General features: G+C 65.0%; 25 protein-coding genes. 15 read left to right on the top strand and 10 right to left on the bottom strand.

All coding sequences use genetic code 11. The features are described 5' to 3' along the window. Positions 1-82: 82 nt before the first annotated feature. The 5 genes from ACVISU_RS11550 (at position 83) to ACVISU_RS11530 (ending at position 6756) form a co-directional block, all read left to right on the top strand. The gene (locus ACVISU_RS11550; RefSeq protein WP_456707021.1) at positions 83-2464 is read left to right on the top strand and encodes a putative bifunctional diguanylate cyclase/phosphodiesterase; all 2382 of its coding nucleotides are present in this window, start codon (positions 83-85) and stop codon (positions 2462-2464) included. 292 nt (positions 2465-2756) lie between these two features. After that, positions 2757-3716 (top strand): DUF2778 domain-containing protein, encoded by a 960-nt coding sequence (locus ACVISU_RS11545; RefSeq protein ID WP_456707020.1) that lies wholly within the window; start codon positions 2757-2759, stop codon positions 3714-3716. A gap of 243 nt (positions 3717-3959) precedes the next feature. Continuing rightward, complete coding sequence (locus ACVISU_RS11540; protein ID WP_456707019.1) at positions 3960-5009, top strand: aromatic ring-hydroxylating dioxygenase subunit alpha; 1050 nt, start codon at positions 3960-3962, stop codon at positions 5007-5009. A gap of 7 nt (positions 5010-5016) precedes the next feature. Then, positions 5017-5763, top strand: a complete 747-nt coding sequence (locus ACVISU_RS11535) for a GntR family transcriptional regulator (protein WP_456707018.1) — start codon at positions 5017-5019, stop codon at positions 5761-5763. Between the two features lie 12 nt (positions 5764-5775). After that, a complete protein-coding gene (locus tag ACVISU_RS11530) occupies positions 5776-6756 on the top strand; it encodes a PDR/VanB family oxidoreductase (RefSeq protein WP_456707017.1) in 981 nt (326 codons plus the stop codon). A 200-nt stretch (positions 6757-6956) separates the two neighbouring features. Here ACVISU_RS11530 and ACVISU_RS11525 read toward each other — a convergent pair whose 3' ends face one another. The 4 genes from ACVISU_RS11525 to ACVISU_RS11510 all read right to left on the bottom strand — a co-directional run bounded on the left by ACVISU_RS11525 (position 6957) and on the right by ACVISU_RS11510 (position 13001). Beyond that, positions 6957-8918 (bottom strand): putative bifunctional diguanylate cyclase/phosphodiesterase, encoded by a 1962-nt coding sequence (locus ACVISU_RS11525; protein ID WP_456707016.1) that lies wholly within the window; start codon positions 8916-8918, stop codon positions 6957-6959. Positions 8919-9430: 512 nt separating this feature from the next. Further along, the gene (locus tag ACVISU_RS11520) at positions 9431-9904 is read right to left on the bottom strand and encodes a GlcG/HbpS family heme-binding protein (protein WP_456707015.1); all 474 of its coding nucleotides are present in this window, start codon (positions 9902-9904) and stop codon (positions 9431-9433) included. Positions 9905-9943: 39 nt separating this feature from the next. Further along, entirely contained in the window at positions 9944-11449 is a 1506-nt protein-coding gene (locus ACVISU_RS11515) for an aldehyde dehydrogenase family protein (protein WP_456707014.1), read from the bottom strand. A 10-nt stretch (positions 11450-11459) separates the two neighbouring features. After that, positions 11460-13001, bottom strand: coding sequence for a hypothetical protein (locus ACVISU_RS11510; protein WP_456707013.1), 1542 nt, complete (start codon positions 12999-13001; stop codon positions 11460-11462). Positions 13002-13310: 309 nt separating this feature from the next. Between ACVISU_RS11510 and ACVISU_RS11505 the strand changes: the two genes are divergently transcribed. From ACVISU_RS11505 to ACVISU_RS11480, 6 genes are all read left to right on the top strand, one after another. Further along, complete coding sequence (locus ACVISU_RS11505; RefSeq protein ID WP_050401687.1) at positions 13311-14078, top strand: TenA family transcriptional regulator; 768 nt, start codon at positions 13311-13313, stop codon at positions 14076-14078. A 21-nt stretch (positions 14079-14099) separates the two neighbouring features. Continuing rightward, positions 14100-14444, top strand: a complete 345-nt coding sequence (locus tag ACVISU_RS11500; RefSeq protein WP_050401688.1) for a 2Fe-2S iron-sulfur cluster-binding protein — start codon at positions 14100-14102, stop codon at positions 14442-14444. Between the two features lie 3 nt (positions 14445-14447). Next, positions 14448-14744: a hypothetical protein gene (locus ACVISU_RS11495; RefSeq protein ID WP_050401689.1), complete on the top strand. Its 297-nt coding sequence runs from the start codon at positions 14448-14450 to the stop codon at positions 14742-14744. A 12-nt stretch (positions 14745-14756) separates the two neighbouring features. After that, a complete protein-coding gene (locus ACVISU_RS11490; protein ID WP_050401690.1) occupies positions 14757-15086 on the top strand; it encodes a 2Fe-2S iron-sulfur cluster-binding protein in 330 nt (109 codons plus the stop codon). A 127-nt stretch (positions 15087-15213) separates the two neighbouring features. Further along, on the top strand, positions 15214-16023 hold the full coding sequence (locus ACVISU_RS11485) for a GntR family transcriptional regulator (RefSeq protein ID WP_063695321.1): 810 nt from the start codon (positions 15214-15216) through the stop codon (positions 16021-16023). Positions 16024-16199: 176 nt separating this feature from the next. Further along, a complete protein-coding gene (locus ACVISU_RS11480; RefSeq protein ID WP_456707012.1) occupies positions 16200-17831 on the top strand; it encodes a GMC family oxidoreductase in 1632 nt (543 codons plus the stop codon). A gap of 6 nt (positions 17832-17837) precedes the next feature. On the opposite strand, the gene hemE is transcribed toward ACVISU_RS11480, so the two are convergent. Beyond that, positions 17838-18884, bottom strand: a complete 1047-nt coding sequence (gene hemE / locus ACVISU_RS11475) for a uroporphyrinogen decarboxylase (protein WP_456707011.1) — start codon at positions 18882-18884, stop codon at positions 17838-17840. 120 nt (positions 18885-19004) lie between these two features. Between hemE and ACVISU_RS11470 the strand changes: the two genes are divergently transcribed. Further along, a complete protein-coding gene (locus tag ACVISU_RS11470) occupies positions 19005-19190 on the top strand; it encodes a hypothetical protein (RefSeq protein WP_050401692.1) in 186 nt (61 codons plus the stop codon). A gap of 218 nt (positions 19191-19408) precedes the next feature. On the opposite strand, the gene ACVISU_RS11465 is transcribed toward ACVISU_RS11470, so the two are convergent. The 3 genes from ACVISU_RS11465 to ACVISU_RS11455 are packed head-to-tail and all read right to left on the bottom strand — an operon-like array spanning position 19409 to position 21840. Continuing rightward, positions 19409-19699 (bottom strand): PilZ domain-containing protein, encoded by a 291-nt coding sequence (locus ACVISU_RS11465; RefSeq protein WP_456707010.1) that lies wholly within the window; start codon positions 19697-19699, stop codon positions 19409-19411. A gap of 55 nt (positions 19700-19754) precedes the next feature. Then, positions 19755-21425, bottom strand: coding sequence for a pilus assembly protein TadG-related protein (locus ACVISU_RS11460; protein ID WP_050401694.1), 1671 nt, complete (start codon positions 21423-21425; stop codon positions 19755-19757). A 1-nt stretch (position 21426) separates the two neighbouring features. Continuing rightward, entirely contained in the window at positions 21427-21840 is a 414-nt protein-coding gene (locus ACVISU_RS11455; protein ID WP_456707009.1) for a TadE/TadG family type IV pilus assembly protein, read from the bottom strand. A gap of 396 nt (positions 21841-22236) precedes the next feature. Between ACVISU_RS11455 and ACVISU_RS11450 the strand changes: the two genes are divergently transcribed. Beyond that, complete coding sequence (locus tag ACVISU_RS11450; protein WP_244521973.1) at positions 22237-23124, top strand: LysR family transcriptional regulator; 888 nt, start codon at positions 22237-22239, stop codon at positions 23122-23124. Between the two features lie 26 nt (positions 23125-23150). On the opposite strand, the gene ACVISU_RS11445 is transcribed toward ACVISU_RS11450, so the two are convergent. Both ACVISU_RS11445 and trhO read right to left on the bottom strand, forming a co-directional pair. Continuing rightward, positions 23151-23366 carry a SlyX family protein gene (locus ACVISU_RS11445; RefSeq protein WP_050401697.1) on the bottom strand — a complete coding sequence of 72 codons (216 nt, stop codon included), beginning with the start codon at positions 23364-23366 and terminating at the stop codon, positions 23151-23153. After that, positions 23359-24111, bottom strand: a complete 753-nt coding sequence (gene trhO, locus ACVISU_RS11440) for an oxygen-dependent tRNA uridine(34) hydroxylase TrhO (protein WP_050401698.1) — start codon at positions 24109-24111, stop codon at positions 23359-23361. Before trhO ends, ACVISU_RS11445 begins: the two co-directional genes overlap by 8 nt. A gap of 171 nt (positions 24112-24282) precedes the next feature. Between trhO and ggt the strand changes: the two genes are divergently transcribed. Together ggt and ACVISU_RS11430 are read left to right on the top strand one after the other, a co-directional pair. Then, positions 24283-25869, top strand: coding sequence for a gamma-glutamyltransferase (gene ggt / locus ACVISU_RS11435; RefSeq protein ID WP_456707008.1), 1587 nt, complete (start codon positions 24283-24285; stop codon positions 25867-25869). A gap of 35 nt (positions 25870-25904) precedes the next feature. Continuing rightward, on the top strand, positions 25905-26363 hold the full coding sequence (locus tag ACVISU_RS11430; protein WP_083992030.1) for an FKBP-type peptidyl-prolyl cis-trans isomerase: 459 nt from the start codon (positions 25905-25907) through the stop codon (positions 26361-26363). The last annotated feature ends 1 nt before the right edge of the window (position 26364 follow it).

Below are 26364 nucleotides of genomic sequence, written 5' to 3'. Positions count from 1 at the left end.
TCAAACTCATCGCGTTTTGCAACGTGAGGTTAAGCCGGCATTCCTAGGCTTACCCGGCATTTCAGGGTCGGGCGCATTGGGCATGTTCTTTTCGTTTCGAAGCTGGTCACTGTGGCGGGTGGTTGGGCCTCTGCTCGCCATCGTGCTGTTGCTCGGCGGTCTGTCGGCCGGCAGCCTGCAGGTGATGTCCGCGGTGCGCGCCTACGTAGCCGGCGAGAGCATGTGGTCGAAGGGCCAGAAGGACGCCATCTATTACCTTCAGACCTATGTCAGCACCGGCGCGCCGCTTTATCTGCAGAAGTTCGATGACGCGATCGCGGTGCCGCTGGCCGATCGCACGGCGCGGCGCGCGCTGGAAGCGCCCGGCAACAACGACGCCGTGGCGAGGAGCGGCTTCGCCAAAGCCGGCAATCATGATGACGATATCGGCGGCCTGATCTGGCTGTTCAAATATTTCCGCACGATGCATCACGTGGCCGGCGCGGTGACGGCCTGGCGCAACTCGGATGCGTTGCTCGATCAACTGATCGAAATCAGGAACGAGGCTGCTAACGACGTCGCACTGCATGATCCCTCGGCTGCGACCATCAAGCACTGGGCCGAGCGGATCGGTGCGGTCGACGCCGCGCTGAGCACGCTCGCCGTCGATTTCTCCGACCAGTTGGGGAAGGCGTCGCGTCAGGTCTCCGCGCTGCTGCTGCTGGTCAATCTCGTGATCGCGGCTTGCCTTGCCGGCATCGTGCTGTTCCACACGCGGCGGATGCTGTGGCGACGCTGGCTTGCCGAGACCGCGCTCGCCGTCGAGAAGGAGCGGGCCCAGCTCACGCTGGCCTCGATCGGCGACGCTGTCATCGTGACCACGCAGGACGATCGGGTCGGCTACATGAACGGCGCCGCAGAGCGGCTGATCGCGCCGGGGCAGGACGTGACCGGATGGCAGCTGTCATCGCTGTTCAACATTGCCGAGCAGCCGGTGCGGGGATCGTTCCAGAGCACCGATGCCGACGACGAGAGCCGGCCCCAGCAGCGGCTGCTGATGCGGCCGGACCATTCCAGCGTGCCGGTCTCGGTGGTCGAGACCCCGATCGTGCATGCCGGCGAACCGGCCGGCCGCGTCATGATCATTCACGACATGACCGCCGAGCGGCGGCTGGTCGAGGAACTGGCGTGGGCTGCATCTCATGACGCGCTCACCGGCCTTGCGAACCGGCGGCAATTCGAGTTCGAGTTGCACAAGACGATGTCGGGTTCGCCTGTCGTGGGCGCCGATCTGATGCTGATCGACCTCGACCAGTTCAAGATCGTCAACGACACCTGCGGCCACATGGCGGGTGACCGACTGTTGAAGCAGGTGGCGAAGATGCTGGCCGCCGAGGTCGGCGACAGCGGGCTGGTTGCGCGTCTCGGCGGCGACGAGTTCGGCATTCTGCTGCGCGACGACGGCTCCGTCACGCACGACGCTGCGGCCGATGTCGCGGAGCGGATCAGGGCGGTGGTCGAGCAGTCGAGCTTCGTCCACGAAGGCTCGAGCTTCCGGATCAGCGCGAGCATCGGCCTGGTCGCGCTTTGCGACAGCGCCGGCGTGCAGGACGCGCTGCGGCTTGCCGACGTCGCCTGCTTCCTCGCCAAGGACAAGGGACGCAACCGCGTCCAGGAGCACCGTCCCACCGACACCGGCATGGCGGTGCGCGTCGCCGAGATGAGCTGGGTGAACCGCATCCGCAAGGGATTGGACGAGGGGCGCTTCTGCCTCTACGAGCAGGAGATCCGTCCGATCAACGCTGCGCTGAAGGGCAGCGAGCGGCGCGAATTGCTGCTGCGGCTGCGCGACGAGAACGGCGCGCTGGTGCCGCCCGGCAGCTTCCTGCCCGCGGCCGAACGCTACGGGCTGATGCCGCTGATCGACCGCTGGGTGGTGCGCCGCGCCTTCGAGATCATCGCCGAGCGCAAGCACCACCCGCGCAAGGTGGCGAGCTACGCCATCAACCTCTCCGGCGCCACGATCGGCGACGGCGACTTCGTCGACTTCGTCGCCAGGCTGTTTGCGCAGCATGATTTTTCGCCGGCACTGGTGTGTTTCGAGATCACCGAGACCAGCGCGATCTCGAATCTCGACGAGGCGCAGGCATTCATCGCGCGGCTGCGCGAGATCGGCTGCAGCTTCTCGCTCGACGATTTCGGCACCGGCATGTCCTCGATCGCGTATCTGAAGCACCTGCCGGTCGACATCATCAAGATCGACGGCTCGTTCGTGAAGGAGATCCTGAACAGCAAGGTCGATCGCGCGATGGTCGAGATGATCACCAAGACCGCGAAGATCATGCAGAAGCAGGTGGTCGCCGAATTCGTCGAGAGCCTCGCGATCCTGGACGAGTTGCGCCTGATCGGGGTCGACTACGCCCAGGGTTACGCGATCGGCAAGCCGGTCCCGGTGCTCACCCTCCGGGAAGAAAAGATCGCCTGAGGTCGCCGAAATTGTCCCGAATCGGGACTTTTTCGACCATTCCAGCTCGCTCGGGGCTGATTCTCCGGCACTTTCCATCCGAAAAACGTTTAAAAAACCTGTCGTTGCCCGCTTCGTCTCGATTATGCCTTACTCTAATTCCCTGATATGATGAGTGATCGGTGAATCCCACGTGGGCCGGGTAACAGGCCCCAGAGCACCGAACTTGGGGATGATGGGTCAACGAACGACGAAAGCTGCCGCGCGTAAGTCGAACCGCGGCGTGTCTCTGGTGGGCAGCACGGCGTTCGCCGTGAGCGCGCTCGTCCTGTCGTCTGGCCTTGCCGCCTGGGTGGTCGGCATCGACCCTACCGCTTGGCTGCATGGACCGGCACTCGCCAATACCACCGCCTCGCTGAATTTCGACGACCGCTTTGGCTCGCGCTCCACGATCAATACGGCTTCGCTCTATTATCCTCTGCGCCGCGGGTTCCGTTCGAGCCGCGGCGATTTCGATTCCGAGTTTGGTCAGATCGAGGACGCGCTGGCCGGCCAGCTCCGTGACACCCAGACCGAACAGCCCGCCAGCCAGCCGGCGACGGCATCCGTCGCGGCCACGACCACGACAGCGGCACCCGCCGTGCCGATGCCGCGATCGCGGCCGGCCGAAGCCAATCTGCTTGCGCGCAACGATCAGCCGCTGCCGCCGCAGGCGCCGGTGCAGCAGGGCGACAACCGGACGTTCCTGCAGAAGATCGCAGATATGATGCCGGGCAAGCTGCACCTCGCCTCGATCGATCCGAATGACGGCTTGTTGTCCGGCCCGAGCCCCGATCTCGGTGCGCTCGGTTACGACAGCACCACGGCGGTCTACGACATCACCGGCCGCATCGTCTACATGCCCGACGGCACCAAGTTCGAGGCGCATTCGGGGCTCGGCAATCTGCTCGACGATCCGTCGCATGTGACCGCCCGCAACGCCGGTGCGACACCGCCCGGCATCTACGAGATGAAGCCGCGCGAGAAGCTGTTCCACGGCGTGCCCGCGCTGCGCATGACCCCGGTCGATGGCAGCGATACGTTCGGGCGTGTCGGCCTGCTCGTGCACAGCTACATGCTCGGACCGAACGGCGACTCCAACGGCTGCATCTCGGTCAAGCACTACGACAAGTTCCTGCAGGCCTACCGCAGCGGCATGATCAAGCGCATCGCCGTCGTGGTCAGCATCAAGGACGTCAAGTCGGCCTCGACCCGCGCGGCGTCGAACTCGTAAGCCGCAGGCCGGCGCGGCCGGTTCATCGAACCCATCAAATCCTCAGTGAATCTCTTTGTTTCCGGCGCGAAAGCGTCGGGCGATGCGCTATTGGCGCGGCGGAACGCGGGCCGCCAAGAGCGCGTGTTTTCCGATACATGTATACGCGAAGGCCAATAAACAGTATTATACTACTTTAATTTGCTATGGATAGCCATATTATGTATACAGTCGGTATCTAGGGAGACTCCGGAGGGAGAACCGATGCCAAAACCCTTTCCGATGAACGCGTGGTACGCGGCCGGCTGGGACGCCGAGATCAAGCACGCGCTGCTGCCGCGGACGATCTGCGGCAGGCATGTCGTGATGTACCGCAAGGGCGACGGCGAGGTGGTGGCGCTGGAGGATGCCTGCTGGCATCGCCTCGTGCCGCTGTCCAAGGGCCGGCTCGACGGCGACACCGTGGTCTGCGGGTATCACGGCCTGAAATACAACGCGCAGGGCCGCTGCACCTTCATGCCCTCGCAGGAGACGATCAATCCGTCGGCCTGCGTGCGCGCCTATCCGGTCGTCGAGCGCCATCGCTTCATCTGGCTCTGGATGGGCGATCCTGCGCTGGCCGATCCGGCGCTGGTGCCCGACATGCACTGGAACCACGATCCTGCCTGGGCTGGCGACGGCAAGACCATTCACGTCAAATGCGACTACCGGCTCGTCGTCGACAATCTGATGGACCTGACCCACGAGACCTTCGTGCACGGCTCGAGCATCGGCAATGATGCGGTCGCCGAAGCGCCGTTCGACGTCACCCATGGCGAGAAGACCGTGACCGTCACGCGCTGGATGAAGGGCATCGAGGCGCCGCCGTTCTGGGCCAAGCAGCTCCAGAAGCCGGGCCCGGTCGATCGCTGGCAGATCATCCGCTTCGAGGCGCCGTGCACCGTCAATATCGACGTCGGCGTCGCGCCGGCCGGATCGGGCGCCCCGGAGGGCGATCGTTCGCAGGGCGTCAACGGCTATGTGCTCAACACCATCACGCCGGAGACCGAGAAGACCTGCCACTATTTCTGGGCCTTCGTCCGCAACCACCGCATCACCGAGCAGCGCCTCACCAGCGAAATCCGCGACGGCGTCGCCGGCATCTTCCACGAGGACGAGATCATCCTGGAAGCGCAGCAGCGCGCGATGGACGAGAATCCGGACCGCGTATTCTACAACCTCAACATCGATGCCGGCGCGATGTGGGCGCGGCGCGTCATCGACCGCATGGTGGCGAAGGAAAATCCGCCGCCGCAGCTGCAGGCGGCGGAGTAGGCAAGCCATGGCGGAGCGCGAAACCGATCGCTCAGTGTCGCAGACGGTGCGGGCGCAGCTCGCGCTGCGCGACCTGGTTCTTTCGGGCCGGCTGCGGCCGGGCGAGCGGATCTCGGAATTGCAGGCGGTCGAGATCACCGGAGTGTCGCGCACGCCGGTGCGGATGGCGCTGGTCCGGCTGGAGGAGGAGGGCCTGCTGGAGGCGATCCCGTCCGGCGGCTTCATGGTCAAGGCATTTTCCGAGCGCGACATTCTCGATTCGATCGAGCTGCGCGGCACGCTGGAAGGGCTTGCCGCGCGCTTTGCTGCCGAGCGCGGCGTGTCGTCGCGCGATCTCGAGCCGCTGAAGGAGTGCCTCAAGGAGATCGACGGCCTGGTGCGGCAGGACCCGATCTCGGTCGAAGCGTTCTCGTCCTATGTCGCGCTCAATGCGCGCTTCCACGCGCTGCTCACCGAGTTGTCGCGCAGTTCGCCGCTGGTCCGGCAGATCGACCGCGCCTCGGCGCTGCCGTTCGCCTCGCCGAGCGGTTTCGTGATGGCGCAATCGGCCCTACCCGAGGCGCGCCAGATCCTGCTGATCGCGCAGGACCATCATCGCGTGGTGGTCGACGCCATCGAGAACCGCGAGGGCGCGCGTGCCGAAGCGATCATGCGCGAGCATGCAAGGCTTGCGGCCCGCAATCTGCGGCTGGCGCTGCGCAACCGCACGCACCTTGATCTGCTGCCGGCGCTGGCGCTGGTCACATCAGGCTGAACGGAGCGCGCGATGCGATTCATTGACACCTGGACGTCAGCCACGCTGCTTGCTGTGCGCGACCTTGTGCCCGGCATCCGCGAATTCCTGCTGCGGCCGGATAATTTCACCGGCGCGCCATATCCCGTCGGCAGCCACATCGACGTCGGCGTCACCATCGACGGCCAGCCGCAGACCCGGTCCTATTCGCTGGTCGGCGAAGTCGATCCGCAGGGTTTCCGGATCGCGGTGCGTCACGCAGCGGAGTCCCGCGGCGGCTCGCGCTACATGTGGTCGCTCGTGCCGGGGGCTCGGCTCAATATCACGCAGCCCGTCTCGCTGGTACAGCTCGACTGGACGCGGAGGCATTTCTGCCTGATCGCGGGCGGCATCGGCATCACGCCGATCGTCGGCGCGGCACAGGCGCTGGTCCGCCGCGATGCCGGCGTGACCTTGCACTATGCCGTGCGCGCGCGCAGCGATGCGGCCTACCTCGATACGCTCGAGCGCCTGCTCGGCGAACGTCTCGTCGTCCATGCCGGCGATGAAGGCAGGCGGCTCGACCTCGCCGGTGTCTTCGCCGGCCTGCCGCAGGACACGATGACGTTGTTCTGCGGTCCGATGCGGATGCTGGATGCGGCGCGGCGGGCGTGGGAAGCGTCCGGCCGCCCGCCGACCGATCTGCGTTACGAGACCTTCGGATCGAGCGGGCTGCTGCCGACCGAGGCGTTCCGCGTGCGGCTCAGGGGTGAGGGGACCGAGTTCGTGATCCCGCGCGACCGCTCGATGCTGGACGTGCTGAGCGAAGCCGGCCATGAGGTGATGAGCGACTGCCGGCGCGGCGAATGCGGCGTCTGTGCGATCGATGTGGTCGTCGTCGACGGCGAGATCGACCATCGCGACGTCTTCTTCAGCGACCATCAGAAGCAGGAGAGTCGCAAGATCTGCGCGTGTGTCTCGCGTGCCCGCGGCACCATCACAGTGGATACCCTGCATCGTGTCGACGCGCTCTAACCTTACTGCGGAGCGACTCTTTCTCCGCTGTCATTGCGAGGAGCGACAGCGACGAAGCAATCCATCCAGCCGCGTTTGCGGACAGCTGGATTGCTTCGCTTCGCTCGCAATGACGGCGGAGTTTTCTCACAGGCTCCCGGGATCAGCAGAAAAAGTGACACAATCCGACCGATGCGCTCGGACGCGGCGCTAGATCCGGTTTAGGCCGCGTGCACCGAGTGCTGCGGATTGCGATCGAGCAGCGCGGAGATCTCGCTGCCCGACATCGGCCGGCCGATCAAATAACCCTGCACCTCGTCGCAACTGGTCTGGCGCAGATATTCGAGTTGATCGGCGGTCTCGACGCCTTCGGCCACGACGCCGATCTGCAGGTCCTGCGCGAGGCCGATCACCGATTTGACGATCGCGGCGCAATCCGGCTGGGTCAGCATGTCCCGGATGAAGGATTGATCGATCTTGATGCGGCTGAACGGAAGCTTGCGCAGATAGGTCAGCGACGAGAAGCCGGTGCCGAAATCGTCGAGCGCGACCGTCAGCCCAAGCTCGAGCAACCCGTTCAGGATCGCGGGCGCCGATCCGTATTTCGAGATCAGCATCGATTCGGTGATCTCGATCTCCAGCCGGCTCGGCGCGACGTTGGCTTCGGAAAGCGCCTCCACGATGGTCTGCAGAATGCCGACATTCTGGAACTGGACCGCGGAAAAGTTCACCGCGATCCTGATGTCATCCGGCCAGCGCGACAGCATTGCGCAGGCGCGGCGGATCACCCACTCGCCGAGCTGGTGGATCAGTCCGCTCTCCTCGGCGATCGGAATGAAGACGCTGGGCGGGATCAGGCCGCGGGTCGGATGCTGCCAGCGCAGCAATGCCTCGAAGCCGGTGACGCGGCCTTGGCGGATGTCGAGGAAAGGCTGGTAGACCAGAAACAGCTGGTCTTCCTCGATGGCCTGTTCCAGGTCGCGCTGCAGGGTGCGGCGTTCGCGCGCCGACTGGTCGTCGGAGGCCTCGAAGAAGCAGATCGTGCCGGGGCCGGATTTCTTCGCCCGGAACAGCGCAATGTCGACATGCTTGAGCAGCTCGTGGGACGTGTTGCCGTCCCGCGGCGCGAGCACGATGCCGACGCTGATGGCGCTGGTGATCTCGAACCCGTCGATCGGGAAGGGATCGGCGAGGGCCGCGACGAACCGCTCGGCGATCGCGAGCGCATCGTCGGGCCGGGTCAGATTCGACATGAGCAGTGCGAATTCGTCGCCGCCGACCCGTGCGACGTGTTCGGCCGCGCGCGTGCAGCGCTGCAGCCTCGCTGCGAGCTGCACCAGGAGCTCGTCGCCGGCCGGATAGCCGAACCTGTCGTTGACCTCCTTGAGGCGATCGAGATCGAGCAGCAGCACCGCGAATTCCTCGCCCGAGCGCTCCAGCCGGCTCAGCGCACCATTGAGCGCCTCGTTGAAGGCGACGCGGTTCGGCAGATGCGTCAAGGGATCCTGCCGCACCGTCCGTTCGGCCTCGTGCTGGGCGATGATCCGCCGCCTGAACTCGAACGCATTGACGAACACGCCGCGCAGCAGCACCGAGCCGTAGACCAGGACGAGGATGGCCATCAGCAGGTAGATGAAGTCGCCGTCCCTGCCGAGGCAGATCGCGGTGCCGACGAAGATCGGCGCGGTAAAGGCGATCACGGCGATCGGGATGGTCGAGAAGGCGAAGGCGCCGCCGGCCAGCATGCCGGCGCAAAGGCACGTGATCACGAGTTGCGCGCCGCTCGATGCGTTCGCAAAGAAGGCGACCGGGACGACGCCCCAGGCGGCGCCGAGCGCAAATGCATTGCGCACCAGCCGGTACATGGTCCGGCGCGACACGAATTGCGGCTTGGCGATGCGGCGCGAGGCGCGCGCCTGCAGGCCGAAGAACAGTGCCGCGCCGCTCACGGCGGCGGCCCATACCAGCGCGAAGGCCCGATCCGGCGACTGCCACAGCGCAGCCGCCAGCACCAGCGCGTTGCAGGCGTTGGCCAGCATCATGCCGAAGGAATAGCCCAGCACGAGCGAAACCTGCTCGGCGCGGATGTGGCCGGCAAGCGCTTCGTCTGTCGGCGATGCGCCGAATGCCGCGAGGTCACCCGCGAACAAGGCCGCGAAATATGATCTGAGATCGATACGCATCTCACTACATTGCCTGCGCGTCACCACGTCGCTTGCGTGGTTTGACCATGCGCAGGGACCAAGAATTCTCTGCAAACCTTTGACAAACTGTGAATTATTGGAACGGACCGTGCCATGTCTGGCTCACGATCTTGTTCCACCGGCAGGCATCGCGCACAAATCGAAGAAATGCGTGATGTGACGTCACGGCGGGCCGTGACGGGTGTCACGGACCGGCAGATATGACCCGCCGCGCTGCTCGATCGCCCGCCGGTTTTCGGCGATGAGTCGGGTTCCGCGAACGGCAGAACCAGCAGCTGCACAGAGCTCGCCGACCACCGATCACGATCCCGGGTTCCGGATCGCGCGGGCCAGCTACGTCGTCTGTCCCTGATCTCACGGCAAGTCGGCAATTCCACGAAAACGCGATCTGCCCGATCCCCCGACCGCGGAGGAGGACGATGCGCTCTATTGGCGCATCAGGCGAGGGTACCGAGATCACGCCAGACGTTCGTCGTTCCCGGCGGCGCCCGTCACTTCTTGATGTCGGCCGCGACCAGCACGCGATGGCCCTGCAGCAGCTCCTGCAAGGCCTGCAGGGCAGCGACGCCGCATTGGGTGTCCTGCTCGCCGTTGCCGCCGCTCAGCCCGATGCCGCCGACGACCTCGTCGTCGACCACGATCGGAAAGCCCCCGACGAACACGGCAAATTTTCCGTCGAAACTCCACTGGATGCCGAACGCCTCGTTGCCGGGCAGGGCGGGTCCGTTCGGCGGCTGGTTGAACAGATGGGTGGAGCGCTTGTGTCCGGCCGCCGTGAACGCCTTGTTCCAGGCGATCTGCGGGCCCGTGATCCGCGCGCCGTCCATCCGCTCCAGCGCCAGCGGATGGCCGCCCTCGTCGGTCACGCAGACCGTTTCCGCAACGCCCATCTCGGCGGATTTGCGGATCGCGGCCGCGATCATGTGGCGGGCTTCGGCAAGTTCGAGTTTGAATGACTGTCTCATCGCGATCTTTCGGAATTGGAGTAGGTGGTCGATCGCGGCTCAGGTGCCGCGATAGACGGTCTTGATCTGGGTGTAGAATTCGAGTCCGGTGCGGCCGGACTCGCGGAAGGTCGAGGTGCTCGATCGCTTCAATCCGCCGAACGGCGCGTTGATCAGATTGCCCGTCGTGGTGCGGTTGATCTTCACCGTGCCGGACTGGATGTCGCTGGCGAAATCATGCATCGCGCGCGGGTTGCGGGTCACGATCGCGGCCGACAATCCATATTCGCTGGCATTGGCCGTGGCGATCGCATCAGTGTAGCTGTCGACCTCGATGATCGCGATCACCGGGCCGAAGATTTCCTCGCGTGCGATCGTCATGTCCTGGGTCACGTCGGTGAAGATCGCAGGGGAGACGAAGTATCCGCCGTCATAGGGAGCTCCGGTGAGCCGGTCGCCGCCGTACAGATGCGTGGCCTCCTTCTTCCCGATCGCAACGTAGCGCAGCACGGTGTCGAGCTGCCTCGCCGTCGCCAGCGGTCCCATCTCTATTCCGCCGGTGAGGCCGCTGCCGATCTTGATCGCCTTCACTTTGGCGAGCAGCTTCGCGGTGAACTCGGCGCGCACCTGCTTCATGACCAGCACGCGGCTGGTGCCGGTGCAGGCCTGGCCGGCCAGCGACAGGCCGCCCTTGACGGTCAGATCGACCGCCAGATCGAGGTCGGCGTCGTCCATCACAATCAGCGGGTTCTTGCCGCCGAGCTCCATCTGCGTGCGGGTCGTGAAGCTGACCGCGCGGCAAATCTGCTCGCCGGCCGACGTCGAGCCGGTGAAGGAGATCGCGCGAATGACCGGCGGCTCGGTGATCGCAGGCCCGATCTCGCCGGCCTTGCCGGTAATGAAGTTGAGCACGCCGCTCGGCAGGCCCGCGGCGATCAGCGCCTCCGCCAGGCGATAGCCGCTGAGCGGTGCATCGGACGACGGCTTGAACACCACCGTGTTGCCGGTGATGAGGGCCGGTGCGATCTTGCGCGCCGGGATCGAGATCGGAAAATTCCAGGGCGTGATCACCGATACGACGCCGAGCGGCTCGCGCAAGGTGTAGACCGTCATGTCCTGATCGTCGTTCGGAAACACCTCGCCGGTCAGCGACTGTCCCTCGACGGCATAGAATCGCAGGGTCTGGGCCGAGCGCAGCACCTCGTCGCGCGCGAGACCGAGCGATTTGCCCATTTCCCGCGTCATCTCGCGGGCGATCTGATCGGCGCGCGCCTCGAGATGATCGGCGGCCCGGTTCAGGATGGCGGCGCGTTTCGTGATCGGCGTCCGCCGCCACCCCGCGAAAGCGGCGGCCGCGGCATCGACGGCCGCCTGCGCATCGGCGGCGGTCGAGTCCTGGAAACGTCCGACCAGGTCGCTGGTGTCGGCGGGATTGATGTTCGCGAACGATCTGCCGGAGGCGCTCGCGATCCGCTCGCCGGCGATCAGGTTCGGAAATTGCTCGATCCCGGCGCCGCCCTCCGCTGAAGGGTGCGCGTTGCGTATCGTCGTTTCAGCTATCGTCACAAGATTCTCCTCAATGCCAGATCAGGACCGCGCAGACGGTCGAGACCGCGAGCCCGGTCAACACGGGGACCATCGCGGTCCGCACGATCTGGAACACGGGAACGCGCGCGAAGCCGGCTACTGCGATCAGCGACGACCAGGCCACCAGGGTGCCGCCGCCGGTCCACACCGCGCCCATCTGCCCGATCGCGGCGAGCGTCGCGGGCTGCATCCCGACCGACGGGGCCAGCGCACCCGACAATGAGCCGGTCAGCGGCAGGCCGGCAAAGCCCGAGCCGTCGATGCCGGTGATCATGCCTGATATCAGGATGCCGAAGGCGACGAAGAACTCGTTGCCCGGTATCCAGGCCTGTGCGGTCTGGATCAGTTCGAACAGCAGGCTCGGCGCCTGCGCCGCGGGCACGCCGAGGATCGGCGCGGACAGACCGGGCTCGGCTCCGAGAAAGAAGAAGCCCGCGATCGGCAGCACGGATCCCATTGCCTTGAATGCGAAGACGAAGCCTTCGGTAACGTGGTCGGCGCTGGTGTCGAGGAATTTGCGCAGATCATCGGTGATGAAGGATGCGCAGATCATCAGGATCGCGGCGACGCCGCCGACGAGGGCCGCAGCATCGCCGCCCTTGAGGTCGTGGCCGATGCCGAGCTTGGCAAGCACCATCACCGCGATGACGCAGAGAAAGGCGAGCGGGGTCGCGACCGCAAAGAATTTCGACCAGCCTTCGCGGCGCGTCGGCACCCCGGCGAGCGCCTTGTCGATCTGCGCCTGGGTCGCAAGCGGCGGCTGGCAGCCGGCGGTGCCGCGCGCGATCTCCGCCTTGTCGAACGTGCCCTCCTGCTCCAGCCGCGCCAATTCTCCGTTGCTCGACTGCGCCTGCCAGCGCTCCAGCAGCCTCTCGTCGGCCTTGGTGATCGACTTGCGGATCGAAAGATAGGCGAGGGTCAACGCGATGCCGCCGGTGATAAGGGACAGCACCAGTGCGCGGTCCGCGACGGAAGCGGCGCTGACCGCGGCGCCGGCCGCCTTGGCGCTGATTCCGGGCGCGACGCCGATCACATAGTCCGACGACAGCGCCATGCCTTGTCCGGCGATCGCGATCGCGATGGCGCCGCCGAGCGGCGACAGGCCGGCCGCAATCGCTGCGGGCAGCAGCACCGCGGAGACCAGCGGCACGGCCGGCGTCGGCCAGAAGAACAGCGAGATCACATAGGTGATGGCGGCAAGCACGAAATAGGCGGTGTGTCCGGTCTTCATCACGGCGCGGAACGGCTCGACCATGCGGATGTCCGAGCGCAGCACCTTCAGCGCGTTTAAAAGCGCCGTCATCAACGCGATCACCAGGAAGATGTTGAACAGCTCCTTGGCGGCCGTGAAGCTCGCATTGAACACGCTGGCTAGCGCTGCGACCGGGCTGTGCGTCCAGGCAAACGCCACCAGCAGCGTCGCGATCACCGACGGCACCACGACGTTGGCGCGCCAGACCATGGTGAGAACGATGACGGCGACGCCGAGCAGATAGACCCAATGTGCCGCAACGATCGGAGCGTGCTGCATGGTTGTTGCTTCCCCCTCTGATGCGGCGAATAATGTATACTGTATGCCGCGATAGCAAGCGCAAATTGCGAGCCATCGCTCTGTGCCTCGCAGAGGGGTGAAAGCACTTCCGATCATATTTTGTGCGAAATATGCCCTAAATTGAGGCGATAAAGCACGGCTGCCGCCAGGTGGGATGAACGGAGGAGAACCCGGGTTTCGGTGTTGACAGTCATTGGTTTAGTATACAGTATACCGGAATAGCCGATCAGAATGCGCCCAATGGCCCGTTGGTGGACGGCGATTTCTTCACGGCACAGGAGCACCACGATGCAGAAGCTGATGGATCACGTGGAATTTCGAGCGGCCCTCGAAAATGCCATCAAGGGAAAGAGCGCCAACAAGGCCCCGTTCAGCGTCGCCTGGGCCAGCGGCAAGCTCAGCCGCGCGCATCTCGCGCGCTGGGCCGAGAACCACTACCACTATGTCGGTCCGTTCGCCGATTACCTCGGCTACATCTATGCGCGGATGCCGGAGCAGTATCAGGAAGCCAAGGACTTCCTCCTCGCCAACATGTATGAGGAGGAGATCGGCGGCGACCGCCACACCGACCTGCTGATCCGTTTTGCCGAGGCCTGCGGCACCACCGCGGCACGCGTCAAGAACCCCGACAACATGACGCCGACGACGCGCGGGCTGCAGAGCTGGTGTTATTCGGTCGCGATGCGCGAGGACCCGATCGTCGCGGTGGCCGGCCTCGTGGTCGGCCTGGAGTCGCAGGTGCCCTCAATCTATCGCAAGCAGACGCCGACCCTGCGCGAAAAGTACAAATTCACCGACGAGGAAGTCGAGTTCTTCGACCTTCACATCGTGTCGGACGAGATTCACGGCGAGCGCGGCTACCAGATCGTGCTCGAGCACGCCAATACGGTCGAGCTGCAGCAGCGTTGCCTCAAGATCTGCGAGATCGGCGCGCAGATGCGGCTGCTCTACACCACTGCGCTGTACCACGATTATGTCGCAAGCGACATTCCGCTGGCGGAGCTCGATCTTGCCAGCGGCGTCTCCGCCGAAGAGCGTGTGCTGTTGCAGGCCTGAGCCGCAGGGAGCAGCGGCGCGATGCCCAACGTCATCTTTCACCGCAACGGCGAGACCTTTGTCGGCGAGGTCAAGGACAACACCAATCTCGTCGTCCGCGCCGGCATCCGCCAGTTTCCCTATCCCAACTTCCTTTACGGCTGCGGGATGGGGAAGTGCGGGAAGTGCGCGTCGTTGGTCATCAAGGGCGGCGAGCATTTGCCGGAGCCGAACTGGAAGGAAAAGAAGCGCCTCGGTGCCAGGATCGAGCAGGGATATCGCCTCGCCTGCCAGCTCTGGCTCACGCATGACATTGAACTGTCGCAGGAGGCAGCCCCGCTGGCCGACGTCGTCGCGCCGGCCGGCGCCGCCGTTGGGAGGACGTGACCGATGTACGTGATACTGACGAGCAAGCCGGGGCAGTTTCGTACCGAGATCGCCGGGGGCCTACGGCCGCTCGCGGCCTATGACTACCTGTTCTACGGCATCAGGAAAGCGACGTTCGTGATTGCCGAACTGCTCGAGGAGACCAAGGTCAGGGTGATCGACGAGGCCTGGTCGCCACAGGTCGTGAACGAGGTGCCCTCGAAATTCCTCGAGAAGTTCGAGACGCCCGAGCGGGCGCTGAACGAGCTCGAGCATCTCGTCACGTTCGGTCACATGGACACCAAGCTGCGCAAGCGCTGAGTGGATCGCGGGATGATCGAAGTCACGTTTCTGACCAATGGCGGGAAAACCGTCACTGCCGCCGAGAACAGCAATCTGCTGCGCGTCTCGCTGCGCGAGCAGGGCGGCATTCCGTTCAAGTGCGGCGGTGGCCTGTGCGGAACCTGCAAATGCCTGATCGAGAAGGGCATCGAGAACACCGATGCGATCAAGCCGAAGGAGCGCAAGCACCTCACCGAGGAGCAGTTCGCCGCCGGCTACCGCATGGCGTGCCAGACCTTTCTCACCGGCAGCGTGAGCGTCTCGTGGGTGCCGAAAGCCGCCGTGCCGGCGGCGCGACCCGTAGCTGTTGACGGCGAATGAGCGCAGCTTGATGGCATGCCGCCGGCGGTCTAAATACCGGGCAGCGGTCATTCGGCCAGGACTCTGGCAGCTCGCTGGACCTCCGGTGTCCATGCATTGAGCGAAGCGCGGCCGGACAGGTCGGTTCATGGCAGGCAAGCTCGGAAGCTCCAAACGTCTCGGCGACGACTACCTCTCCCTCCACGGCAAGGTCATCGAGGAGCTGCGGCAGGCGATCCTGAGCCGGCGGCTGAAGCCCGGCGAGCGGCTGGTCGAGGGCCGCCTCGCCGACGAGCTCGGCGTTTCCCGCAATCCCGTGCGCGAGGCGATCCGGGTGCTGGAATCGGAGGGGCTCGTCGAGGTGACCGCGCGGCGCGGTGCCTCCGTCATCACGATGAGCGACGAGGAAGCGCGCGAGACGATCGAGGTGCGCGCGCTGCTCGAGGGACAAAACGCGCGCCTCGCCGCGCGCCGCCGCGAAGAGAGCATCATCAAGCGGATCGCGGCGGTGCTGAAGCAGGGCAACGAGGCGGTCGCGGCACGGCGCTACGAGCTGTTGCCGGATCTCAATCAGCAATTCCACCATGAACTGGCGGAGGCCGGCCGCAACCGCGTGCTCGCCGATCTGCTCAAGCGGCTGCGCGAACGCACGGCGATGCTGTTCTCGCCGACCGATCCGGTGCGCCAGGCGCGCACCTGGGACGAACACGCCGCGATCCTGCGCGCCATCATCGCCGGCGACGAGCGCGCCGCCGCCACGCTTGCCGCCGAGCACGTGATGCGGGCCGGTGCGGATTTTCTCTCCACCCTCCATGTGCCCGATGAGGAGACCTCGCTGGAGGCGGCGTCGGCGAAATACGGCCTGCCGTCCGGCTCCCGCGTGGATCAGGCAACGACCAGGCCGCCGCGCCGGACCCAGCAGCGCACCGCTACGCGGCGGCAGAAAACCGAGAGCTGAACGCGCCCGTCGCGTTGATGGTCTGCGGCGCGCCGATCCCGCGCTCGAAGGTCCGGCGGTACCGCTCCGGATCGCCCTAACTTTCTTGACCGTATCTGCCACGCTCGCTAGGTCTGTTCCCAATGCTGGGCAGGGGCGCAACCCTGCCGGCCGCGCCGCATGGCCGGGGGAAACCAATGAACAACAACAATCATGGCGCGTCGACCAACGACGCCGCCGAGTATGATTACGTCATCGTCGGCGCCGGCTCGGCCGGCTGCGTGCTCGCCAACCGCCTCAGCGCCGACGGCAAGCATTCGGTGCTGCTGCTCGAAGCCGGGCCGAAGGACACCAACATCTGGATCCATGTCCCGCTCGGCTACGGCAAGCTGTTCAAGGAAAAATCCGTCAACTGGATGTACCAGACCGAGCCTGAGCCCGGCCTGAACGGACGGCAGGTGTTCCAGCCGCGCGGAAAAGTGCTCGGCGGCTCCAGCTCGATCAACGGCCTGCTTTATGTGCGTGGTCAGCACGAGGATTATGACCGCTGGCGGCAGCGCGGCAATGCCGGCTGGGGTTATGACGACGTCTTGCCCTATTTCAGGAAGGCCGAGGATCAGCAGCGCGGCGGCGACAAATACCACGGCACCGGCGGTCCGCTGCCGGTATCGGACTGGCGGCATCGCGATCCGCTGTCCGAAGCCTTCGTGCATGCCGCAGCCGAGGTCGGCATCCCGACCAATCCGGATTTCAACGGCGCGACCCAGGAGGGCGCGGGCTTCTTCCAGACCACGACGCGCCGCGGCCGGCGCGCTTCGACGGCGCGGTGCTATCTGCGGCCGGCGCTGACGCGCGGCAATCTGCATGTCGAGACCTCGGCGCTGGCGCAGCGCATCCTGTTCGACGGCAAGCGCGCCAGCGGCGTCGCGTACCGGCAGAACGGGCAGTTGCGCACCGCCAAGGCGCGCAAGGAGGTGCTGGTGTCGAGCGGCGCGTACAATTCGCCGCAATTGCTGCAGCTTTCCGGCGTCGGCCCCGCCGATCTGCTGAAGCAGCATGGCATCGAGGTTCTGCTCGATGCGCCCGGCGTCGGCAACGATTTGCAGGATCATATGCAGGTGCGCATCGTCACGCGCTGCGCCCAGACCGTCACGCTGAACGACGTCGTCAACCATCCGGTGCGCCGCGTCATGGCGGGTCTGCGCTACGCGGCGCTGCGCAAGGGGCCACTGACGATTGCGGCCGGCACCTCGGGGGCGTTCTTCAAGACCAGCCCGCGGCTGGCATCACCCGACATCCAGATCCACTTCCTGCCGTTCTCGACCGACAAGATGGGCGAGAAGCTGCATCCATTCTCGGGCTTCACCGCGTCGGTCTGCCAGCTGCGTCCGGAGAGCCGCGGCTCGCTGAAGATCCGCAGCGCGGACCCCAGCGTGCCGCCGGAAATCCGCATCAACTATCTGGCGACCGAAACCGATCGCCGCGCCTTCATCGACGGCATCCGCATCCTGCGCAAGATCCTGGCCGCGCCGGCGCTGAAGTCATACTCGGTCGGCGAGGTCGATCCCGGCGCCAAGGTGGTCAGCGACGACGACCTGCTCGATTTCTGCCGCCGCACCGGCAGCACGGTCTATCATCCGACCTCGACCTGCCGGATGGGCAACGATGCGCTCGCGGTCGTCGACAACAGGCTCAAGGTGCGCGGTGTCGAGCGGCTGCGCGTGGTCGATGCGTCCGTGATGCCGGACCTGATGTCGGGCAACACCAACGCGCCGACGATCATGATCGCCGAGAAGGCGTCGGACATGATCCTGGAGGATGCAAGGTAGCAGGCCTCAGCCCTTATACGCGCGCACCCGTGCGACCATCTGCTCGACATGGGCGATCGGCGTCTCCTGCAGGATGCCGTGGCCGAGGTTGAAGATCAGCCGGCCGCGGCCGAAATTCTCCAGCACATCGTCCACCGCGCGGTCGAGCGCGGCGCCGCCGGCAATCAGGGCCAGCGGATCGAGATTGCCCTGCACGGCGACGCGGCTCTGCACCCGCTCGCGGATCATCGACGGCTCGGTGGCCCAATCGATCGACACGGCATCGACGCCGGTCTGCTCGACATAGGCCGGCAGCATACCGGCCGCGCCGCGCGGAAAGCCGATGATCCGGGCACCGGGGACCTGCTCGCGCACCCCGGCAACGATGCGCTTGGTCGGCTCGATCGACCAGCGGGCGAACTCGCGCGGCGGCAGCACGCCGGCCCAGGTGTCGAAGATCTGCAGGCAGTCGGCGCCGGCCTTGAGCTGGCCGACGAGATAATGGATCGAATTCTCGACCAGGACGTCGATGATCCCAGCGAACGCGTCCGGATGGCGGTAGGCGAGCATCCGCGCCGGCGCTTGGTCCGGCGTGCCTTGTCCGGCCACCATGTAGGTCGCAACCGTCCACGGCGCGCCGCAGAAGCCGATCAGCGCGATCTCGGGCGCAAGCTCGCGCCGGACGCGGCGCACGGTCTCAAAGACCGGCTCGAGCTGGTCGAAATTGGCCTTTGTCGCCAGCGTGGCGATCTCGCCGGGCGTTGCCAGCGGATCGAGCCGCGGCCCTTCGCCGGCCTCGAAGCGCACCGAACGGCCGAGCGCGTAGGGGATCACCAGGATGTCGGAGAAGATGATCGCGGCGTCGAAGTTGAACCGGCGGATCGGCTGCAGCGTGATCTCGGTGGCGAATTCGGGCGTGAAGCAGAGGTCGAGGAAGCCGCCGGCCTTGGCGCGCAGCTCGCGGTATTCCGGCAGATAGCGGCCGGCCTGCCGCATCATCCAGAGCGGCGGCACGGCCTGGCGGTGGCCCGACAGGAGGTCGATGAGCGGCTGCTTGATGGGGTCCTGGGGCACGCGAAAGTTCCTGGTCACGGTCAAGATTTGGCCCCTGATACACGCTGCGGCGCAATGCGCCAAGGCGGTTCTGGAACCCTCCTTTGCGTGGGCGCGTTGTCCAGGAGATGGAGGGACGACATGGCCGAGAAATTCGATCCAGCCGCGCATGACAAGCATGCCGAGAAGCCGCACGAGGCGCAGGCTGCCGACCGCAAGGCGCACTCCCGGCTGAAGGAAGGACTAGAGGATACCTTCCCAGCCTCCGACCCGGTCAGCGTCACGCAGCCCGCACCGACGAAGCACGACGGCAATCGGGACAATTAGCTGGTATTTCCCAGCGGTTGCTAACCACGATGCGAAATGAGTTCAATCATGCGAAGAACGACTCGCCGCGCAGCGGTAGCTCGAAGCGCGCCGCGCCCGTGGTATGGAGCGGGATCGTCGTGGCTGCAATTGCCGTGAGCTTGTGGCTGACGCTGCACGCTTGACACGCTTGCGGGCGGCCTCGATCAGCGAAGCCGCCCGGATATCGTGACGGAAGGCTAGACCGGGCCGCCTTCTGGCCGCTGCACCCGGTCGAATTCGAAGGTCACGCCGAGCCGGCGCTCCAGCCGCCAGACCTGAATGCAGTGCCGCCGGATCGGTTCGCTCTCGATCTCGAGATCGAACGCGAACGGAAGCGCGACGTCGCTTTCCACCGCCAGCCCCGCGCCGCCGGTCGAGATGTTGAGCACAAGGCATCCGACGCTGGTGTTGCGGAAGAAGATCGTTCCGCGCTTCATCAGGACGGTTCGCTGGCTGTCGATCTTGTATCTTTTTATTGTTGCGCTCACGGCAGTCTCCTATCCCGATGTGATGCCCGCTCGCGATCGTTCCCCGGAGAATGCCCTAGTTCACCAGCACCGCGCCGTCGCAGCGTATGCCCAGCACCCAGACGTCGACCTGGCCGAGCCCGATGCCGAGCGTCGAGAGCAGTGTCGCCAGCACCTGATCGATCGGGCTCGTCACGGCGTTGAGGATACCCATGACGAGCGCGCCCAGTCCCGGGATCGGAAGCCCGAGCGGGCCGACATTGATGGTGAGTGAGAGGTCGCCGAGTAGGGTTGACGTGAGCGAGGTGAGGAAGTTCGTCGTCGTCACCGTCTTCTTCGTGCCCGACTGGATGTCGCTGTAGCTGAAATTGACGTTGGTCGGCGTGGTGTTGCCCATGCCGGCATGGGCAAGGCCGGTGACGGTGATGAGGCCGAGATTGACCAGCATCGCCGGCGGTGGATTGGGCTTGGTCGTGAAGTTGGTCATGTCGGCAACCGTGACGTTGCCGATCCAGGCATCGACGATCCCCGGCGTCACGCCGATCGTGACCTGCGAGGTGTTGATGTTCGGATGGCCGCACGACACCGCGTTGAGCGTCGCGGTGCCCGAGGCGACCTCGACATAGACCGGGAGGTTGATCGCGGAAACGCTGCCGGAGCCGAGCACGTTGATCGTCGCCAGGATCCTGGTCTGCGCGGTGTGGACGCTCACACCCTGGGTGCCCATCGCGATCCAGCTCGAGCCGACCGGACGCTCGCCGATCGTTGCGATCACGGACACGTTGGCGATGCCGGGCAGGCCGAGATTGATCGAGGTGGCGATCTGATTGCTGCCGTTGGCGATCTGCGCCACCGTGTTGATGAGGTCGAACACCGAAACGCTGGCGCCGACCTTGGGTTTCTGCCCTACCGTCAGGTTGGCGAACGGGCCGAGATCGATCAGGGTGCCCGGCGAAATCTTGGCTGAGGAGCCGGTGAGAGCCTGGGAGATCGTCGACAGCGCGGTCGTTGCTGCGTTCGCGCCGTTGGTGATCTGCTGTGTGTTCAACGCCGCCGCCATGATGTCGCCGACCTTGATGTTGCTGCTCAGGAGGTCGCTATAGGTGACGCCGGTCAGGTTGACCCGGGTCGCCAGCGCCGACAGGAAGTCCAGCGCGTCGATCTTGGCGCTGATCAGCGCATTATAGTCCATCACCGAGAGCGACAGCGTGGTGCCCAGCATGGCGCCGAGCAGCGCGTTGAGCGCCCCGCCGTTGACCGAGAGCAGGCGCGATCCGATCGCGAACGTGGCCATTTCGGTCGACGTCGCGGTGGCGGTGGTCGTGATGTTGAAGCTGCTCGCGCCTGTGATGTAACGTGCGAAATAGAGCGGGGTCTTGGTCGTCAGCGTGACGCGCGCAGCGTTCGGAATGCCCACCGCGGGGGTCACGAAACGGGATTGCGGCGCGATGGTCTTGTCTGCGGTGTAGGTCCCTGTCTCGACCTTGACCAGCGCGCTGGCCGGATAGTTGTTCTGCGTCACCGTCGCGGTGGCAGCGTTGACCGGGTTGCTCAGGTTGGCGGCGGCGACGATCGCGGCGAGGTCCGCGGTGCTCTGGGTCTTGCGCCGGTCGGCGAAGATCGTGCCGAGATCGATGGCAAGGCCGGCGCACCCGATCAGGAGCGTCATCAGGCCGGCCGAGATCATCGCGAAGTTCCCTCGTTCGTCGGCGCCGAAGCGCCGCACCAGCATGAGGATGCCGCTCATGCTAGAATCCCCCGTACTGAATCGCCGCGGAACGGACGATGGTGCTCGCCGGAGCGGGGACGAAAGGCAGCTTGTAGATGAAGTTGCCGGCCGCGTTGTAGTTGACCGTCACGACGTAGACGTTGGCATTCGCGGGGGACGGCGCGGCACTGACGGTGAGATTGCTGGCCACCAGCAGCGGGTAGGTCGATGCGTTGGCGGTGACGTAGTTCGTCGCGAGGCTGTTGCGTTCGGTGTCGGTCATTCCGGCGATCGACGACCGCGCCGCTTCGGCGGCGAGTTGCTGGACGCCATGCACCATCGCGAGATAGGAACCGAATACGATGATGCCGAAAATGAAGGCGAGAAACAGCGGCAGCATTAGCGCAAATTCAACAGCAGAAGCGCCGCTTCGACAGCGAAGGAACCGGGTCATTGCACACCTCGAAACGCAGGCCAGGGCGCCACGTTGCGAGGCTTTGATTAAGGAAAACTATGAAAACGCTTCCGCGAATCAGTGACGTCAATTCAGATGAATAGGAGCGTTCAAACTGATTGGGTGCTCGATGCGTTATGGGGCGATCAGAATCTTTGATGAGGTGTCCGCAGAAACCCGGGGTCTGACGGTGTTGAAGTGCTGCGTGCGTATGCAGATGCAGTCGTCTGATACCGTAGCACTACGCGGAAATGCACGTAACAATACATATACCGAGCAGTTATTGCACTATCGCGGCGAATTGAACCTAAAGGAAAGTGCAACCAAATGTTAGTATAGCTGAATCGCATAATGGAGAACGTAGTTGCGCCCCGTGCTGAAACTGGAGGGCTCGCGATGCACAGACCACGTCAGCATTTGAATATTCCTACGGAGATCGTTCGCACGGTCGTTGCGATCGCAGAGACCGGAAGTCTATCGAAGGCCGGCGAGCGCCTCGGCCTCAGTCAGCCGGCGATCAGTTCGCAGGTGAAGCGACTGCAGAGCCTGGTCGGCGGGGCGCTCTTCGTCAGGACTGCCAACGGCACCACCACGACCGAACTCGGCAAGGTTGCCGTGCAGCAGGCAAGGCGAATCCTCGAAGCGAACGATCAACTGCTTCGGCTCGGCGGCAATCATGAAGGACCGCAGCCGTTGCGGCTCGGAATAAGCGCCTTGCTGGCCGAGGAGTTCCTCAAGTTGCATCCGGCCGACGCACTCGCTGACGTGCTGGTTCACGCCGACATGTCGCCGATCGTCATCAGGGGATTGATCGACGGCTACATCGACATCGCCTTCGTCTACAGCAACCCTTCGCTGGAGAACGAAGATGAAGTGACGATCGCCGCCGAGGCCGACGAGCGCTCGGTGTGGGTACGATCACGCGATTTTGTGCTGCGGCCGGGCGCCCCGATTCCGATCCTGGCGTGGCCGGGTGACGACTGGATGATCCGGACGCTCGCCAAGCACAACATCTCTTACAAGATCGTGTTCAGGAGCCCGAACTACCAATTGCGACTTGACGCAGCACGGGCCGGATACGGCCTGACGGCGTGCCCCGAGCGGATGATCCCGTCCTCGCTGATTTCGGCGAAGGACTACTATCTTCCGGAGCTTCCGATGCAGAAGCGCCTGCTGTGTGTTCGCCCGGGCCTCGAGGGAAGCCGCGCGACGGCGATGGTGCAGCGCCTGTCCAGCCTGTTCTTCAGCGGCGCGAAGCCGATGCGCCAGGTGAGCAACATGTAATCCGGTGCCGCGCCGGGCGGCACCGATCAGTAGTGCGGTGGGCGCTCGTTGGCGGGGCCCGGCGCCTGGCGTTCGGCTTCCTGAAGCCGGTCGCGCAGCTCGGCGAGCTGCCGCGTCAGTGCGTCGATCTGCTTCCATTGCGCCGTGATGGTCTGGTTCAGCGTCTCGATGGCCTCGTCCTGGTAGGTCAGGCGGACCTCCAGCGCATCGATCCGCTCGCTCAGCTTTGCCGCGTCATTCATGCACGGCGTCCTCGCGGCCACGTTCACGCAGGCCGTGACCGAGCGCGACCCGTTCGTCGAACACAAAGCAGTCGCCGCGCCAGCGGCTATCCTGCCGCGGGGTTTCCTCGAGATATTTCAGGATGCCGCCCTTGAGGTGATAGACCTCGCTGAAGCCTTGCGCGAGCAGATAGGCGCTGGCCTTCTCGCAGCGGATGCCGCCGGTGCAGAACATCGCAATCCGGCGGTGCTTCGCGGGATCGAGCTGCCGTGCGGCAAATTCCTTGAATTGCCCGAAGCTCGCGATCTTGGGATCGACCGCGCCTTCGAAACTGCCCATCGCGACCTCGAACGCGTTGCGGGTGTCGAGCACCATGATGTCGGGCGAGGCGATGAGTTCGTTCCAGTCCGCGGCGTCGACATAGGTCCCGACCTGCCGCGTCGGATCGACCGTGGTGTCGCCGAGCGTCACGATCTCCTTCTTCAGCCGCACCTTGAGCCGCTGAAACGGCATCTGCGCGGCTTCGGAGAATTTCAGCTCGAGATTGTCGAGGCGGCCGCCGAACAGCGATCCGTGCCTGAGCTCAGCGACGAAGCCATCGACGGCTTCGTCGCTGCCGGCGATGGTGCCGTTGATGCCCTCATGCGCGAGCAGCACGCTGCCCTTGAGATCAAGGTTGGCGCAGAGCGTGCGCAGTGGCTCGCGCAATGCGCGGAAGTCGGGCAGTGCGGCGAACTGGTAGAAGGCGGCGACCTTGAGGGGCATGGCCGGGGTTTATCAGGCCGGGCAGATCGGCGAAACCCCGCAAAGCCATGCATTATCGGGATAATTCCTCTGGCATACCATGCATTGCCCTGCCGGGGATGAATATGCCATGTACGTCGCGTCCACGCACGCAGCAGCATCAGACCATCACGATCAAGCGAGCTCTCCGTTATGAGGAATTTCCACTTCGCCGGCCGTTCCACGGTCCACGCCCAGAACGCGATGGTCGCGACGTCGCATCCGGAGGCAGCCCTGGTCGCCATCGAGGTGATGCGCGAGGGCGGCACGGCCGCCGACGCTGCGGTTGCGGCCTGCGCGCTGCTCGGCGTCATCGAGCCACAATCGACCGGCATAGGCGGCGACTGCTTCGCGCTGATCCAGCCGAAGGGCGAGGGCAAGATCACGGCATATAACGGCAGCGGCCGGGCGCCGATGGCAGCCACCGCCGAGTGGTATCTCGAACGCAATATCCATTCGGTGCCGCTCACCTCGGCGCATGCCGTCAGCGTCCCCGGCGCGGTCGATGCCTGGGACGTGATCCTCCGGGATCACGGCAAGTTCGGCTTCGACCGGCTGCTGCAGCCGGCAATCAGGGCCGCCGAAGAGGGTTACGTGGTCGCGCCGCGCATCGCCTTCGACTGGAAGAACGGTTTCGAGAAGCTGAAGAATGGCACCAACACCGAGCGCTATCTGCTGCCGCACGGCAAGCCTGCGGTTGCCGGCGACGTGATCCGCCAGCCCGAGCTCGGCAAGACGCTGCGCGCCATCGCGCAAAAGGGCCGCGATGCCTTCTATAGCGGCGAGATCGCCGCCGACATGGTCGACACGCTGCGCGGCATCGGCGGCCTGCACACGCTGGAGGACTTTGCCGCGCACTCGACCGAGACGACTGCGCCGATCGGCACGATGTACAAGGGCTACGACGTCTGGCAGTGCCCGCCGAACGGCCCCGGCATCACCATGCTGGTGATGCTCAACATCCTCTCGCGCTTCGACCTGACCAAGTTCAAGCCGCTCAGCGTCGAGCGCTTCCACCTCGAGGCCGAGGCGGCGCGCATCGCCTATATGATGCGCGAGCAGCATATCGCCGATCCCCAGCACGCCCATGTCGACGTCGCCGGCATCCTCTCCAAGGAGTTCGCCGACGAGCACATCAGGAACATCCGGATGGACCGGCTGCTCGAACTGCCGAACGTCGCCCCGCCGATGAACCCCTCGACCGTCTACATCACGGTGGTCGACAAGGACCGCAACGTCTGCTCCTTCATCAACTCGATCGCGCACTCGTTCGGCTCGGCGATCGTCTCCAACAAGACCGGCGTATTGCTGCAGAACCGCGCCGGCGGCTTCCGCATCCAGCCCGGCCATCCGAACTGCATCGCGCCGGGCAAGCGCCCGCTGCACACCATCATCCCGGCGCTGGCCACCCGGAACGGCCGTGCCGTGATGCCGTATGGCGTGATGGGCGGGCAGTATCAGCCGGTCGGCCAGACTCACCTGCTGACCAACATGCTCGACTATGGTTGCGATATCCAGGAAGCGATCGACATGCCGCGCGGCCTGCATTACGAGGGCGTCTACCAGCTCGAGGACTCCGTGCCGGCGGAGATCGTCGAGGGCCTGAAGAAGATCGGCCACAAGACCACCAGCGTGGTCGCGCCGCTCGGCGGCGGGCAGGGGATCTGGATCGATTGGGACAAGGGCACGCTGACCGGCGGCTCCGATCCGCGCAAGGACGGCTGCGCGCTCGGCTACTGATCGCGATCGATATCAATCAGGGAAGGACGTCCAGGATGCAATCTTCACGACGAGCGATCATCAAGACTGCGTTTGCCGGCCTTGCGGCGGCAGTCTCCACGTCCGTTGCCGGCGAGACGGCAATGGCTCAAACTGCAGGAAAGCCCATGACCACAGCTTCAGGCCTCCAGATCATCGACAGCCAGGTCGGCACCGGCGCCTCGCCGAAGACCGGCCAGACCTGCGTCATGCACTACACCGGCTGGCTCTACGAGAACGGCCAGAAGGGCAAGAAATTCGACTCCTCCGTCGACCGCAATGAGCCGTTCGAGTTTCCGATCGGCCAGGGTCGCGTGATCAAGGGGTGGGACGAGGGCGTCGCCACCATGAAGGTCGGCGGCAAGCGCACGCTGATCATCCCGCCGAACCTCGGCTATGGCGCGCGCGGCGCCGGCGGCGTGATCCCGCCGAACGCCACGCTGATGTTCGATGTCGAGCTGCTGGGTGTAAAGTAAG

It is taken from the genome of Bradyrhizobium sp. USDA 4452 (assembly GCF_054063575.1).
Note: the sequence above shows the minus strand (reverse complement) of the source record. Positions and strands in the feature narration are given on the sequence as shown.

Bases quoted from the DNA above. Each gene is read 5' to 3' on its own strand.
- ACVISU_RS11550 (WP_456707021.1), top strand. From the start codon at position 83: ATGTTCTTTTCGTTTCGAAGCTGGTCACTGTGGCGGGTGGTTGGGCCT.
- ACVISU_RS11540 (WP_456707019.1), top strand. From the start codon at position 3,960: ATGCCAAAACCCTTTCCGATGAACGCGTGGTACGCGGCCGGCTGGGAC.
- ACVISU_RS11535 (WP_456707018.1), top strand. From the start codon at position 5,017: ATGGCGGAGCGCGAAACCGATCGCTCAGTGTCGCAGACGGTGCGGGCG.
- ACVISU_RS11530 (WP_456707017.1), top strand. From the start codon at position 5,776: ATGCGATTCATTGACACCTGGACGTCAGCCACGCTGCTTGCTGTGCGC.
- ACVISU_RS11525 (WP_456707016.1), bottom strand. From the start codon at position 8,918: ATGCGTATCGATCTCAGATCATATTTCGCGGCCTTGTTCGCGGGTGAC.
- ACVISU_RS11520 (WP_456707015.1), bottom strand. From the start codon at position 9,904: ATGAGACAGTCATTCAAACTCGAACTTGCCGAAGCCCGCCACATGATC.
- ACVISU_RS11510 (WP_456707013.1), bottom strand. From the start codon at position 13,001: ATGCAGCACGCTCCGATCGTTGCGGCACATTGGGTCTATCTGCTCGGC.
- ACVISU_RS11505 (WP_050401687.1), top strand. From the start codon at position 13,311: ATGCAGAAGCTGATGGATCACGTGGAATTTCGAGCGGCCCTCGAAAAT.
- ACVISU_RS11500 (WP_050401688.1), top strand. From the start codon at position 14,100: ATGCCCAACGTCATCTTTCACCGCAACGGCGAGACCTTTGTCGGCGAG.
- ACVISU_RS11495 (WP_050401689.1), top strand. From the start codon at position 14,448: ATGTACGTGATACTGACGAGCAAGCCGGGGCAGTTTCGTACCGAGATC.
- ACVISU_RS11490 (WP_050401690.1), top strand. From the start codon at position 14,757: ATGATCGAAGTCACGTTTCTGACCAATGGCGGGAAAACCGTCACTGCC.
- ACVISU_RS11485 (WP_063695321.1), top strand. From the start codon at position 15,214: ATGGCAGGCAAGCTCGGAAGCTCCAAACGTCTCGGCGACGACTACCTC.
- ACVISU_RS11480 (WP_456707012.1), top strand. From the start codon at position 16,200: ATGAACAACAACAATCATGGCGCGTCGACCAACGACGCCGCCGAGTAT.
- ACVISU_RS11470 (WP_050401692.1), top strand. From the start codon at position 19,005: ATGGCCGAGAAATTCGATCCAGCCGCGCATGACAAGCATGCCGAGAAG.
- ACVISU_RS11460 (WP_050401694.1), bottom strand. From the start codon at position 21,425: ATGAGCGGCATCCTCATGCTGGTGCGGCGCTTCGGCGCCGACGAACGA.
- ACVISU_RS11455 (WP_456707009.1), bottom strand. From the start codon at position 21,840: ATGACCCGGTTCCTTCGCTGTCGAAGCGGCGCTTCTGCTGTTGAATTT.
- ACVISU_RS11450 (WP_244521973.1), top strand. From the start codon at position 22,237: ATGCACAGACCACGTCAGCATTTGAATATTCCTACGGAGATCGTTCGC.
- ACVISU_RS11445 (WP_050401697.1), bottom strand. From the start codon at position 23,366: ATGAATGACGCGGCAAAGCTGAGCGAGCGGATCGATGCGCTGGAGGTC.
- trhO (WP_050401698.1), bottom strand. From the start codon at position 24,111: ATGCCCCTCAAGGTCGCCGCCTTCTACCAGTTCGCCGCACTGCCCGAC.
- ggt (WP_456707008.1), top strand. From the start codon at position 24,283: ATGAGGAATTTCCACTTCGCCGGCCGTTCCACGGTCCACGCCCAGAAC.
- ACVISU_RS11430 (WP_083992030.1), top strand. From the start codon at position 25,905: ATGCAATCTTCACGACGAGCGATCATCAAGACTGCGTTTGCCGGCCTT.